This window comes from Mycobacterium conspicuum (assembly GCF_010730195.1).
In the GTDB taxonomy this organism is placed as follows: Bacteria; Actinomycetota; Actinomycetes; order Mycobacteriales; family Mycobacteriaceae; genus Mycobacterium; species Mycobacterium conspicuum.
Genome location: NZ_AP022613.1, coordinates 3,586,923 through 3,598,935 on the forward strand (window position 1 = coordinate 3,586,923; position 12,013 = coordinate 3,598,935).

General features: G+C 65.1%; 16 protein-coding genes and 3 pseudogenes. 12 read left to right on the plus strand and 7 right to left on the minus strand.

The window, feature by feature from the left end; all coding sequences use genetic code 11:
* Window positions 1-77 precede the first annotated feature (77 nt).
* Genes G6N66_RS16570 through G6N66_RS16580 form a run of 3 tightly spaced genes read left to right on the plus strand, consistent with a single transcriptional unit; the run spans window position 78 to window position 1,806 of the window.
* Window positions 78-755, plus strand: coding sequence for a dual OB domain-containing protein (locus G6N66_RS16570; RefSeq protein ID WP_372515751.1), 678 nt, complete (start codon window positions 78-80; stop codon window positions 753-755).
* A gap of 2 nt (window positions 756-757) precedes the next feature.
* Window positions 758-1,372 carry a DUF488 domain-containing protein gene (locus tag G6N66_RS30450; RefSeq protein WP_372515753.1) on the plus strand — a complete coding sequence of 205 codons (615 nt, stop codon included), beginning with the start codon at window positions 758-760 and terminating at the stop codon, window positions 1,370-1,372.
* The gene (locus tag G6N66_RS16580) at window positions 1,369-1,806 is read left to right on the plus strand and encodes a DUF488 domain-containing protein (protein ID WP_085231167.1); all 438 of its coding nucleotides are present in this window, start codon (window positions 1,369-1,371) and stop codon (window positions 1,804-1,806) included. Before G6N66_RS30450 ends, G6N66_RS16580 begins: the two co-directional genes overlap by 4 nt.
* 143 nt (window positions 1,807-1,949) lie before the next feature.
* Here the strand turns inward: G6N66_RS16580 and G6N66_RS16585 are convergent.
* The 3 genes and pseudogenes from G6N66_RS16585 to G6N66_RS16595 form a co-directional block, all read right to left on the minus strand.
* A pseudogene (locus G6N66_RS16585) lies at window positions 1,950-2,266 on the minus strand (type II toxin-antitoxin system PemK/MazF family toxin).
* A 6-nt stretch (window positions 2,267-2,272) separates the two neighbouring features.
* Window positions 2,273-2,536, minus strand: a pseudogene (locus tag G6N66_RS16590) (type II toxin-antitoxin system antitoxin MazE5); the annotation flags it as partial.
* A gap of 108 nt (window positions 2,537-2,644) precedes the next feature.
* Window positions 2,645-3,097 carry a VOC family protein gene (locus G6N66_RS16595; protein ID WP_085231169.1) on the minus strand — a complete coding sequence of 151 codons (453 nt, stop codon included), beginning with the start codon at window positions 3,095-3,097 and terminating at the stop codon, window positions 2,645-2,647.
* Window positions 3,098-3,186: 89 nt separating this feature from the next.
* Here G6N66_RS16595 and G6N66_RS16600 point away from each other — a divergent pair, with 89 nt between their 5' ends.
* The gene (locus G6N66_RS16600; RefSeq protein ID WP_085231170.1) at window positions 3,187-4,440 is read left to right on the plus strand and encodes a cytochrome P450; all 1,254 of its coding nucleotides are present in this window, start codon (window positions 3,187-3,189) and stop codon (window positions 4,438-4,440) included.
* 66 nt (window positions 4,441-4,506) lie between these two features.
* On the opposite strand, the gene G6N66_RS16605 is transcribed toward G6N66_RS16600, so the two are convergent.
* Window positions 4,507-4,770: a ribbon-helix-helix protein, CopG family gene (locus G6N66_RS16605; RefSeq protein ID WP_085231171.1), complete on the minus strand. Its 264-nt coding sequence runs from the start codon at window positions 4,768-4,770 to the stop codon at window positions 4,507-4,509.
* Window positions 4,771-4,858: 88 nt separating this feature from the next.
* On the opposite strand from G6N66_RS16605, the gene G6N66_RS16610 reads away from it, so the two are divergent.
* From G6N66_RS16610 to G6N66_RS16625, 4 genes and pseudogenes are all read left to right on the plus strand, one after another.
* Entirely contained in the window at window positions 4,859-5,074 is a 216-nt protein-coding gene (locus G6N66_RS16610; protein ID WP_085231281.1) for an antitoxin, read from the plus strand.
* A 5-nt stretch (window positions 5,075-5,079) separates the two neighbouring features.
* A complete protein-coding gene (locus G6N66_RS16615; RefSeq protein WP_232079333.1) occupies window positions 5,080-5,454 on the plus strand; it encodes a type II toxin-antitoxin system VapC family toxin in 375 nt (124 codons plus the stop codon).
* 205 nt (window positions 5,455-5,659) lie between these two features.
* A pseudogene (locus G6N66_RS16620) lies at window positions 5,660-6,076 on the plus strand (SEC-C metal-binding domain-containing protein); the annotation flags it as partial.
* Complete coding sequence (locus G6N66_RS16625; RefSeq protein ID WP_085231174.1) at window positions 6,073-7,185, plus strand: plasmid pRiA4b ORF-3 family protein; 1,113 nt, start codon at window positions 6,073-6,075, stop codon at window positions 7,183-7,185. The pseudogene G6N66_RS16620 and the gene G6N66_RS16625, both read left to right, overlap by 4 nt.
* Here G6N66_RS16625 and G6N66_RS16630 read toward each other — a convergent pair.
* Window positions 7,173-7,931, minus strand: coding sequence for a serine/threonine-protein kinase (locus G6N66_RS16630; protein ID WP_085231282.1), 759 nt, complete (start codon window positions 7,929-7,931; stop codon window positions 7,173-7,175). The genes G6N66_RS16625 and G6N66_RS16630 overlap by 13 nt on opposite strands.
* A gap of 237 nt (window positions 7,932-8,168) precedes the next feature.
* On the opposite strand from G6N66_RS16630, the gene G6N66_RS16635 reads away from it, so the two are divergent.
* The 4 genes from G6N66_RS16635 (at window position 8,169) to G6N66_RS16650 (ending at window position 11,248) form a co-directional block, all read left to right on the plus strand.
* Window positions 8,169-8,462, plus strand: coding sequence for a type II toxin-antitoxin system Phd/YefM family antitoxin (locus G6N66_RS16635; RefSeq protein WP_085231175.1), 294 nt, complete (start codon window positions 8,169-8,171; stop codon window positions 8,460-8,462).
* The gene (locus tag G6N66_RS16640) at window positions 8,459-8,863 is read left to right on the plus strand and encodes a type II toxin-antitoxin system VapC family toxin (protein WP_085231176.1); all 405 of its coding nucleotides are present in this window, start codon (window positions 8,459-8,461) and stop codon (window positions 8,861-8,863) included. The genes G6N66_RS16635 and G6N66_RS16640 overlap by 4 nt, the downstream gene beginning before the upstream one ends.
* Before the next feature lie 97 nt (window positions 8,864-8,960).
* Window positions 8,961-10,220, plus strand: a complete 1,260-nt coding sequence (locus G6N66_RS16645) for an alpha/beta hydrolase (RefSeq protein ID WP_085231177.1) — start codon at window positions 8,961-8,963, stop codon at window positions 10,218-10,220.
* Entirely contained in the window at window positions 10,217-11,248 is a 1,032-nt protein-coding gene (locus G6N66_RS16650; RefSeq protein WP_085231178.1) for a tocopherol cyclase family protein, read from the plus strand. Before G6N66_RS16645 ends, G6N66_RS16650 begins: the two co-directional genes overlap by 4 nt.
* Before the next feature lie 75 nt (window positions 11,249-11,323).
* On the opposite strand, the gene G6N66_RS16655 is transcribed toward G6N66_RS16650, so the two are convergent.
* Both G6N66_RS16655 and G6N66_RS16660 read right to left on the minus strand, forming a co-directional pair.
* On the minus strand, window positions 11,324-11,725 hold the full coding sequence (locus tag G6N66_RS16655; protein WP_085231179.1) for a type II toxin-antitoxin system VapC family toxin: 402 nt from the start codon (window positions 11,723-11,725) through the stop codon (window positions 11,324-11,326).
* Window positions 11,712-11,942 carry a FitA-like ribbon-helix-helix domain-containing protein gene (locus G6N66_RS16660; RefSeq protein WP_085231180.1) on the minus strand — a complete coding sequence of 77 codons (231 nt, stop codon included), beginning with the start codon at window positions 11,940-11,942 and terminating at the stop codon, window positions 11,712-11,714. The genes G6N66_RS16655 and G6N66_RS16660 overlap by 14 nt, the downstream gene beginning before the upstream one ends.
* Window positions 11,943-12,013 lie beyond the last annotated feature (71 nt).

Consider the following 12,013-nt stretch of genomic DNA (forward strand, 5'->3'; position numbering starts at 1 on the left):
GCGCTACAGTCGCTCTATTGGTCGATCCAGTCCAAGATCCGAGGGTGCGTGCTCGCGTGACAGAGGCCAAAACCATCGTGTGCCTGGCGAACTCCCGCAAGATGTCGGGCCGATGCGTCGCGGGAATAGTCGTTGCCCATGACCGTGCGAAGTGGATACGTCCCATCAGCTCGCGTCCCAATCATGAGGTGTCTGAATACGAGCGACAGTACGAAGATGGCTCCGACCCACAGGTGCTCGATATCGTCTCCGTCCCGCTTATCGAGGCCCGGCCGCATAGCTACCAAAGCGAAAATTGGCTACTCGATCCTGAGTATTACTGGAAAAAGACCGGGCGCGCGGAATGGGATCGACTGCTCGCATTCGAGGAGCGGCCCGCGTCTTTGTGGATTAACGGATACAGCACCTACCACGGGGTGAATGATCGTGTGCCCGAGCGACAAGCTCGCACATTGACGCACTCACTCAAACTCATACGAGTAGACCGCGTCACTTTACGCGTGCACTGCCCCGGTGCTGCATTCGGCAATCCAAAACGTGTCGTGCAAGCAGGCTTCGAATACTCTGGTTGCGATTATTCATTGCGAGTAACCGATCCGGTTTATGAACGGAAGTATCTGGCAGAATCAGACGGCAATTATACATTGGGCGAGGCATTCCTGACGATTAGCTTGGGCGAACCGTATGATGGCTATGTTTATAAGTTGGTAGCAGCAATAATCGAACGCGCAACAAGTACCGGAAGCGGCAGGTAATGATGCTAAATAAGGTGCTTACAATCGGCCACTCCACGCACGATATCGCAACATTTTGCAGACTGCTTCGACAGAGCGGTGTCACGGCGGTGGCAGATGTACGATCTGTCCCGGTAAGTCGATTTGCGCCCCATTTCAACCGTGACGCACTGAATCGCAGCTTAGCCGAGGCTGGCATCAAGTATGTCTTTATGGGCAAGCAGCTGGGGGCACGTACGGATGACACTGACTGTTACGTTGACGGGCGGGTCCAATACGACCGCCTCTCGCAAACTCCCGAGTTCAACTGCGGAATAGAACGGCTACTGGATGGGATGCAGAGAGAAGGTATCGCGATTATGTGTGCGGAGCGAGAACCGCTTGATTGCCATCGCACAGTACTAGTTGCCCGTGTGCTTGCGGAGAGGGGTATTAGAATCGACCACATCCACGCCGACGGGCATATCGAAAGCCATGCCATGGCTATGCAACGTCTCATGGCTAAATTTGGGCTAGCCGAGGCAGACCTATTCCATAGTCGTGCCGAGCTCCTCGAAGAGGCTCTAATCCGCCAGGAGCACCGCATCGCATACGTCAACGAGTCGCTGCGTGTCGGCGATGGCGCATATCCAACATGAACATTTATACGATTGGTTTTACCAAGAAATCTGCTGACGGATTTTTCGGGTTGCTGCGCGACTCGGGCGCCTCAACGCTAGTCGATGTTCGACTGAATAATGTTTCACAACTAGCTGGATTCGCAAAGCGCGACGACCTTCGTTACTTCCTGAGGGAAATTTGCGGCATGGCTTATGTTCACCGATCGGACTTAGCACCGACGCAACCAATGCTCGATGCCTATCGGAAGGGCGGCGGCACCTGGGCAGAATACGAACATCAATTTCTACAGCTGATGAAGAGGCGGCGCATTGAGGAGACTGCCTCACGCGAGTTACTCGATAACTCGGTGTTGCTGTGCAGCGAGGATAAGCCGGACTATTGTCACCGTCGGTTGGTCGCAGAGTATCTCGCAAGGCACTGGGAAGGCGTGGACATCAAACATCTGGTCTGAAGCCACTCTTTACACGACATCGCTGGTCCATTCTGGAAGGTGGCCAGCCGCCTGGCGCCTTTGGAGGAGCAGCCACACCTGCGGCGGGCAACCGACCGGGTGACCCGCGGGCTGGAACAGAGGCCAACCGCGGCTGCTTGGGATCAGCCGGTGTAGTCAACCGCGACCTCAAGCGGACCGCAGATCTCACGCATCCTGGTGTCGACAAGCCGGCCGAGGCAGCTGACCAAGACTGCGACCGAGACGCTTTCGACCAAATCTAGGTTGACCGCCGAACGACGCGAGATGGGGTCGAGTCCGGTTCCAGGACAACCTCGCTGGTGAGGCCCCGGACGGTCGTCGTGCATGGAGCGACGAGGGCACATCGCAGCCGGGGACCGCCGCGTCACGGGATAGGACAACCACGCGCGGCGCCGATCTCGGCCAGTTCGCACCACCACACCTCCCCGCGAGCGGGCAGCGCACTTCATGAGGCGCCCGCGGCCCGCCGCCACGAGGCCAGGTGCCCCCACTCGTCCGGCTCCGCAGCTGGGTGCTCGTCATACGCGGCGTAGCTGGCGTCGATCTCTGCAGATCGGTGCCGAGCGAGCAGTGCCGCGAGGGCCTCATCGATTAGGGCGGCGTCAGTGATTCCCGGGCGAACGCTCCGTGCACTGCCGAGGAGTTTGGCGTCCACAGTCGTGCTCAGGCGTATGCGATTCATGCCCCTACCATGCCACTTACCTGTTCGTCGCATTGCGGCTACAACGTCGCCACGGGCAGCGCCACTACAGCCAAGGGTGTCCCGGAAACAGCCTGCGGCGTCGTCGTGGGTCGCTCGGCAATCAAACCAACGGCCCTAAGGCCGAGGCGGCAGCGCCGACAACCACCCATCCGAAAGCAACTCCAACAACTGCCCGTCCGGATCCCGGACCATCGCCATGGCCTCGGTCACCGTCGCGTCGACCACCGCTCCCCCAAACTCGACAACCTTCTCCAGCGCGCCGGCAAGGTCGGATACCGACAACGAAATGTGCGTCAGCCCAATCTGATCCATCACCCGTTCCGAGCCGGCGTGCACCTGCCGCTTCGAATAGTCCATCAGCTCGAGCACAAACCCGTCGCGCACCAGATACGTCGCATGCACCCCCAGCGGCGGCGGCAACTGCACCAGCTGGGCGGTGGGCCCGTCGGGCGGATCAAGCTCCCACCAGAACTGAAACCCGAGCACGTTCTCGTAGAACCGCCGCGACCGCGCGCCATCGGCGACGCACAAGCCGACATGGTTGAAGGTCGTCCGGTGACTACTCATCGCGGCCTTTCTCGCCAGAACCCATAAGCGTAATAATGCAAAGACAGCATAAATAGCCGAGCTCCCGTCGCGGTGGAGGCCCCAAGCAGATGACGACCCGTCCCGACGTCACCGACGACGCCGTCGTCGACTTCGACCACCACTCCGACGACTTCAACGACAACCAGCGCGCCATCAACGCCGAGCTCCGACAGAAATGCCCGGTCGCCTGGAACACCAACTACGACGGCTTTTGGTACCTCAGCAGCTACGCCGCGGTGAGCAACGCCGCCCGCGACGACGACACCTTCTCCCACCGCTACGAACCCCACGCGGCCAACGGCGTCGACTACCAGGGCGAGATGGGCGTCCCGCGTCCCGAAGGCCAACCGGCCCTAGGCATCGGCGAGGTCGACGGCGACTACCACCTGGCCCTGCGCCACGCGCTGGCCCCGTTCTTCTCCCCGGGCGCCGTCGACAAGCTCAAGCCGTTCATGGAAGACAAGGCCCACGAGTTCCTCGACCAGAAAATCACCACCGGGCAAATGGACCTGGTGCTCGACTACGCGAGCCCGGTGCCGGCCATCCTCACCATGAAGCTGATGGGCCTGCCGTATGACAACTGGCAGCTCTACGCCAACCTCTTTCACTCCGTCATGGCCGTCCCGCAAGACAGCCCCGAATACCTCGCCGCCATCTCCCAGGTCCCGGCCATGATGCAAGAGGTCATCGATTTCGCCACCGAACGACGCGGCAACCCGACCGACGACCTGACCAGCTTCCTCATCCAGTTCGAATTCGACGGGCAGCGCCTCACCGACGACCAGCTGCTCAACATCGTCTGGAACCTCATCGGCGGCGGCGTGGACACCACCACCTCGCAGACCGCGCTGACCCTGCTGCACCTGGGCACCCACCCGCCGCTGCGCCAACAACTCATCGACCACCCCGAGCTGTACCGCACCGCCACCGACGAATTCCTGCGCTACTTCTCTGTGAACCAGCAACTGAGCCGCACCGTCACCCGGGACGTCGAGCTCAACGGCCAACACTTGCGCAAGAACGACCGCGCCATCATCAGCTGGCTGGCCGCCAACCACGACGAGAACGAGTTCGACCGCGCCGACGAAGTCATCCTGGACCGCTCCCCCAACCGCCACCTCGCGTTCGGGCTGGGCCCGCACCGCTGCATCGGCTCGCACCTGGCGCGGCTGATGTCGGAGGTGATGGTCCGCGCGGTGCTCGACCGCATCCCCGACTACCGGGTCGACCTCGACGGCGTCCACCGCTACCGCGGCAACCCGGCCATGACCGGGCTGGGCACGCTGCCGGTCACCTTCACGCCCGGAACCAAGCGCGGCTAGCAGCCAGACATCGAGCACCGCGCCGACCCACGACCAGATACATCGGAATATTCGAGGCGACCAGGATCACTGCGCGGCTTCCGGCAATGCTTTGGCTCCGTGGTCGATCTCCTTGAGCGTCTGCTCGATGTCGGCGGTCGGGAACGTGTGACATGCTGCGGCGCGAACGGCGCGCAGCTTGGTATCGAGATCACCGGCCGGCTCGCGCTCCCGCGCCTCACGCAGCGCGCGACGAACCCACTCCGAGACCGTCGTGCGATGCCGGCGCGCAATCGCCTGGAGCTGCTCCCACTCCTCCGCATCGAGGAGAACCTGGAGTCGCTTACTCATGCCATGAAGATAAACAGCTCATCTGGGGCCACCCTGCGGGTGTGCATGCACGCAAGCACCAAGCTAGCATTTTGCTAGCATGGCGGCTGTGAAGACATTGCACTTGCGCAACGTGCCCGACGAGGTGGTGGAGCGGCTGGAACGCTTGGCCCGCCAGCAAAAGATGTCGGTGACTGCGGCGGCGATCCGTGAGTTGGACGCCTCTACCAGGCGGGTCGACAACGCGGCGCTGATGGCGTCGTGGCCGGACCTGCCGATCGACCCCGCGGAGATCGTGGCCGATATCGAGGCCGATCGGCGGTGATTGTCGTGGACGCGTCGGCTGCGGTGGCCGCCGTGCTGCACAACGGGGCGGCCCGCGCAGCCCTGGCGTCGGACGCGTTGCACGCCCCACACTTGATCGACGCCGAGGTGACCAACGCACTGCGGCGTCGCGTGCTGGCCGGCGCCTTGGACGACGACGAGGGCTTCCGCGCGGTCGCGCGATGGCGGAGCTTGGCGGTAACGCGTTACGTCATTGCCCCCCTGTTGGAGCGCGTGTGGGAATTGCGCCGCAACATGACCGCCTATGACGCGACCTATATCGCGTTGGCCGAACACCTGGGGTGCGCGGTGGTGACGCTCGACGGGCCGTTGAGCCGCGCGCATGGCCCCCGCTGCCCACTGACGATCCTGCCTTCGTAGGACGATGGCTACGGGCGTGGCGACAGGTCATCGACGCGTTGTCGCTCGAAGGTGGACAAAAAGCACATGCCAGCTCCGCTGTGACTCTTGTGACAAACCGGCTTAACTGGGCGCCCAACGAAAGGCCTTGCAACTAAAGGCGATCAAACGACGACCCAGTGTGGCACTGGCGCGCGTCGCAGTGGTGGGAGAAGATGCGGGAGTGGAACCCATCGACGCGGTGGCGGTCGCCTGGCTGCCGGCCGGCGACTACGAGCAGGTGGTCAGGATCTGGCCGGAACTGGCAGCCAGCGATGTGGTGGCCGGCCCCGATGGACCGCTGCCGCATGATCAGTACTGCCGCGCGATGCAACAACAGTTCCGCGAGTTGTCGGGAGCCGGCGTGCCCGTGCTTCTCGTCGCGCCGGTGCGGGTGGCACCGTTTACCGCGTGGTGCGCCGAACGAGGAGCGCCACCCGATGACGCGGAATCCCGTGCCACCTATGCCGCGTACATGACGACGCAAGCCGACCCGGATCTGGTCGTCTGGCCGCCGGGTCGCAACGAACCGTGTTGGTGCGGGTCGGGGCGCAAGTACAAGAAGTGTTGCGCCGCAACGTCGCTCATTGACGCAGAACAGTGAAGACCACACGCCTGCGGGTGGTGCTGCGCGATGTCGAGCCAGCGGTTGTTCGGGTGATCGACGTGCCCGCGTCGGCGACGCTGCCGGAGCTGCACGCGGTGCTGCAGGTCGCGATCGGGTGGACCGACTCGCATCTGCACCAATTCGTCACGCCGACAGCGACCTACGGGATGAAGATTCCCGGCGCAGAGGTGTGGCCGGAGGATCAACGCGACGAAACCGGCGCCTCGCTCACCGACCTCGGCGTCGGGTTCGAGTACCTCTACGACTTAGGCGACGACTGGACCCACGACATCGAAGTACTCGGCCCCGGCGGCCCAGCGCCGGGCTGCGTGGACGGCTCCGGCGCCTGCCCACCCGAAGACTGCGGCGGCCCCGGCGGTTACACCGAACTGCTCGAGGTACTCGCCGACCCGACCCGCCCCGACCACGAGCGCACGCGCGGCTGGGTCGGCAACCGGCTGCGCCCCTTCGATAAGGCCGCCACCGACCAGCGCGTGCGCAACGTCGTCGGTGCGGTGCCCGAAAGCGTGCGGCTACTGCTCGATCTCGCCGCCGACGGGATCCGGCTCACTCCGGGCGGACGGCTGCCCAGAACCGTGGTGCGCAGCATGCAGCAACACCGCCCGCACTGGCACATACTTGGGCGGCCCGCCGCCACCGAGGACAACCTGCCGGCCCTGGCCGTGCTGCACGACCTACTGCGCCAGGTGGGCCTGCTCCGACTGCGCCACGGCGTGCTCACGCCCACCCGCGCAGCCGACGACGATCAGGCCGTGATGCGCCGGCTGCGATCGGCGTTCAGCCCCAACACGTTTGGCACCGAAATCATCGAACTGACGATTGCGGTACTGGCGGCGCACGGCCCCCTTGACGAACTGAAGCTCGCGGAGCGCGTCCATCGACTGCTCGGGCATGGCTGGCAGCGCGACGGGCAACCCCTCACCCTGCACGACGTGCGGATGGCAATTGCCAAGCAGTCCAGCATCATGCGTGGGCTCGACCTGCTCGACGACGCCGACTGGCACGCATGCACCGCCGGCCCTTCGGCTCGGTCCCTGCTCCCCCGCGCCGAGATGCTCGCTGAGTTCTTGACCTACGACGAATGAGCGGCGTAGGCGTGTGAATTCTCCGATCGGCCAACACCGTTCGGATGCAAGGAAATTGGCGCAGGCTGTGCGCCGGTCAGCGCCGCTCGCATCGCGTCGGCGTGGTCGAACCGCTGTGTGGGATCGCGCGTCATCGCTTGTTCGATCACGGTGACAAGCCCGGCGGGCACGTCGGGGCGCAGCGAGGCAAGCGGCGGTGGATCCTCGTGCAGGATCGCGTGGGCCAGGGCGCCCGGGTCCTGCTGCGGGAACGGCCGCCGGCCCGTCAGTGCCTCGTAGCCGACCACGCCGACGGCGTACAGATCGTCGAGCGCCGTCGCCGCCTTGGCAGCCAGCCGGTCGGGGCTCAGGTAGGGCAGGCTGACGCCAGCCCCGAAGTCGGCGAGTTTGGCCTCGGCCCTGGCGGTCAGCAAGATGTTGCCCGGCTTGATGTTTCGGTGCAGGACGCCGACGCTGTGCGCCTCGGCCAGGGCGTCCAGCACGCCGTCGAGCGCGGCCTCAACGAATGCCGGTTCCAGCGGGCCGCGGGCGATGGAGTCGGCCAGCGACACTCCCGGTAGGCGCTCCATCACGATGAACGGCACGCCGTCATGCTCGCCGACGTCGTGCACCCCCACGACGTGGCGACCGGTCAGCTCCGGCGGGCGGCCATGGATCCCGCGCTGAAGCAGCTTGATGGCCACACGACGACTCAGCTGCAGGTCCCACCCGTCGTGCACGCGCGACGTCGCACCGCTCCCCAGCACGCCGCCCAGCATGTAGCGACCCCCGCCGAGGACCTCGCCCGGTGTAATCAGTCGGTACCGCGTCTCGATCCCGCCTATCGCAAAGCTGGCTGTTCGTGTCGACTCCAGGCAACACTGCGATCCCGAATCGCATTCCCTGCTGCGCGAGATAGCCGGATTCGGGCAAGCGAAACTGCGTCGCCGCCGCGTGGTCCCACCGCGGCTACACGATGTAGCACCATTGTGCTACGCTGCGATATGGCCACACCGCTCAGTCAACGGGAATTGCGAAACGACAGCGGCGCGATCATGCGCCGCGTACAACAGGGGGAACGGTTTACGGTTACCCGAAACGGTGTGCCTGTCGCAGACCTCGTGCCACACGGTGAAGCCGAAGCCGAACGACCCCCGCGCTTCGTTCCGGTGGCGCAAATAGCCACAGGCACAAGCGAACTCCCCGGTTGGGACACCGCGCGGTTTGCTCGTGAGCTCGAAGAGCTCGACGGTGTCGTCGACGACAGCGATGCCGACAAGTGGCACGCCACCAAATGAGCTCACCACACGAGCGGGCGCTGCTCGACACCTCCGTCGTCATCGACTTCCCGGCCGATGCCGTTGCCGCGCACGCGTCCACGGCCGCGATCAGCACCATCACGCTCGCTGAGCTGGCGTACGGCCTGCACACCGCCGACCCACTCCTGAACGCGGCCCGCGAGCAGCGCTATCACTGGATAACCCGCACCTTCGATCCGATCCCGTTCGACACCCAAGCTGCGCGGGTCTACGGAGCCCTCTGCGCGGCGGTTCGAGCCGTTGGTCGAGACCCGAAGCCGCGCCGATTCGATCTACTCATTGCCGCAGTCGCGGTCGCCTTGGGCGTGCCGCTCATCACGCGGAATGAAACTGATTTCACGGGTATTCACCACAGTTTGACCGTCATCGCCGTCCGGTAGGCCCCGCCACATGGAGCCGACGTGACGCCTGCTGTTCACGCAAAACGCCGACGCCGTGGCCGCGCCGCGCTGAGGGGCGCATCGTAAGCTGGTCGCGATGGGGAGCTCTCGATTCGTCCATATCCTCCGGCAGATCGGGTCGTTGCTGGTCACGGCCGTGACCGCCGCCTCCACGCTCAACGCGTATCGGCCGGTGGTGAACAAGTCCCGGCTATCCATTTACTCGTGGATGTTCGGCCTGGTGGTCACCGAGTTGCCGCTGCAGACGCTGGCGAGTCAGCTCGGCGGGCTGGCGTTGACGGCCCGGCAACTGACCCGGCCGGTGCGCACGATCGCCTGGCTGGTGGCCGGCGTATCGGCGCTGGGGTTGCTCAACTTCAGCCGCGCCGGCCATCGCGCTAACGTGCCGCTGACGACGGCGTTGGACACCGGACTGGGCGCCGCGCGGCGCACCGACTCCGCGGGCCTGTGGCGCCGCCCGGACGGCGCCGGCACCGCCAAGACGCCGGGAGTGCTGCGGATGTTGCGGGTCTATCGCGACTACGCCCACGACTCGAACATCAGCTACGGCGAATACGGCAGCGCCAACCGCCTGGACATCTGGCGACGACCCGACCTGGATCGCGCCGGAAAGGCGCCGGTGCTGTTCCAGATTCCGGGTGGTGCGTGGACGACGGGAAATAAACGCGGACAAGCCCATCCGCTGATGAGCCACCTCGCCGAGCTGGGCTGGATCTGCGTCGCGATCAATTACCGGCACAGCCCGCGCAACACCTGGCCCGACCACATCGTCGACGTCAAGCGCGCCCTCGCCTGGGTCAAACAGCACATCGCCGAGTACGGCGGCGACCCCGACTTCATCGCCATCACCGGCGGTTCGGCCGGCGGTCATCTGTCCTCGCTGGCGGCGCTGACGCCCAATGACCCGCAGTTCCAGCCGGGGTTCGAGGACGCCGACACCCGGGTACAGGCCGCGGTGCCCTTCTACGGCGTCTACGACTTCACCCGCTTCGACGACATGCACCCCATGATGCCCGGGCTGCTGGTGAAATCGATTGTCAAGCAACGCCCCTCGACCAACCCGCAGCCGTTCCTCGCCGCCTCACCGATCAATCACGTCTCGGCTGACGCTCCCCCGTTCTTCGTGCTGCACGGCACCAATGATTCCCTGGTTCCCATCGAGCAGGCCCGCAGCTTCGTGGGGCGACTACGCGAAATCAGCCGCCAGCCCGTCGTGTATGCCGAATTGCCGTTCACCCAACACGCTTTCGACATCTTCGGCTCGGCGCGCGCCGCGCACACCGCGGTCGCCGTCGAGCAATTCCTGGCCGAGATCTACCAGGCGCACCACCTATGACCGCCGCCTACGTGCGATGGATGGCCGAGGGGGCCGCCAGACCGCTGGTCCATGCCTACCGGCGCACCGGCGCCGATATCCCCTTCGGCGACCCGGTGCCGTCACATGGGCGCGAAATGGAGGGCTGGTTCTGGCGCCTCACCGACACCGCCACGGGCCGGGTCGTCGTCGCGCTGTGCAGCGTCAACCAACACCCCGACGGCAGCTGGGCGACGGTCGCGGTCGCGGTTCACCCCGGCGGTATCGTGCACTCCGCGGCCCTCGACTATGCCGAAACCAGGCTGTCGCACTTCACCGTCGACGCCGGAATCGATTCGAGCGGGCGCATTGCCGCGAGCCCCGATGGCCTGCACATCGAACTCGAAGACGTCGCCGTGAACCTGCGTTTCACCGATCCGTTCGCCTGGCCCAAGATCCTGGGCGGTGGTGGCATTGCGTCCTCGGTCCCGTTCCTCAACCAGTACTGGCATCCCTACCGGCTGGGCGGAAAGGCCAGCGGCACAGTCGAATTCGACGGAACGGTGTGGACGTTCGACGACGCTCGGCTCTACGCCGAAAGGAACTGGGGCGCAGGGTTTCCCGAACGCTGGTGGTGGGGCCAGGCGCACGACTTCGACGACGCTGACGTCTCGGTCGCGTTCTCCGGTGGCCTCCTTGAGCTCGGCCCGCTGCGCCAGGAGGTCACCGGCGTGGTGGTGCGACTCGACGACCGCGTGATCCGGGTGACGCCGCCGGCGCGGGTGCGAGCACAGCTCAGCGACGGACGCTGGACCGTGCACGCCCGCACGCCGCGCTACCAGATCGACCTGGACGGCGACGGCACCAACGTCAACCCGCACGTCTTGCCGGTGCCGCTGCCAGCCGAGCGGCGCAACATCCACACCGATTTCGAGCACCTTGCGGGCCGACTGCATTGCAGCGTGCGCAGATTCGGCCGAGTGGTGTTCGACGGAACCAGCACGATCGCGGGTCTGGAGATCGGCAGCCGCCCCGCCCGCCATCCTCGTGACGGCGTCGAGGCCCCTTAGCTGGCGGCCCAACCTTCGCGCGGTCGAGCTCGTCGAGGCCGAAGATGGCGAGTTCGCCGGGGACCATCCACGCCCTCAGCGATGTGTTCTCAAGGCCTCGATCTCGCAACGAACGCCTGCAGCCCGCGACAGGCGCATATCAGCGGTGACCAGCACAACGTCCAGGGCCTCGGCCAGTGCGACGTAGGCCGCGTCGTATGGCGTGATGGCATGCCGCAGTTCCCATATGCGGTGCAGCATTGGTTGGTGCGAGGACCGGCTCAACGGCAAAACCGCCAGGTCTGCAATCGCGCTTTCGGCCCTGCGGGCGGGCATTTGTTTTGCAGCGACCTGTCGGCGCCACACCGAGACCACCTCAAGGTCGATGAGTTCGGGAGCGGCCAAGGTGTCGTCCGCTAGACGTTCGCGGGCCTGCTGCCCGTCTGTCCCATCATCGCCCAGCGCAACGGCCAGCACGCTCGCGTCAACGACGATCACGGTCTGCGCGAACCTGATCGACGGCGGCCGAAAACGGCACCCGGCCCCCGCGGCGCGCCGCGACGCGGTCGAAGACTTCATCCAGAGTTGGTTGGTTCGCGTCGGCGATCAGCCGGCTGCGAAGGTATTCCTGCAGGGACTGATGCGCGCGCGCGGCCCGCTCCCGTAGGACACGGTGGGTGTCATCGGGTACGTCTTTGATCTGCACGCTAGGCATAGCGCCATTTTGGCGCCAGTAGCGCCAAAGTGCAAGTCTAGTTGCGCGCGTGACCCGGGGATACAGTGAGT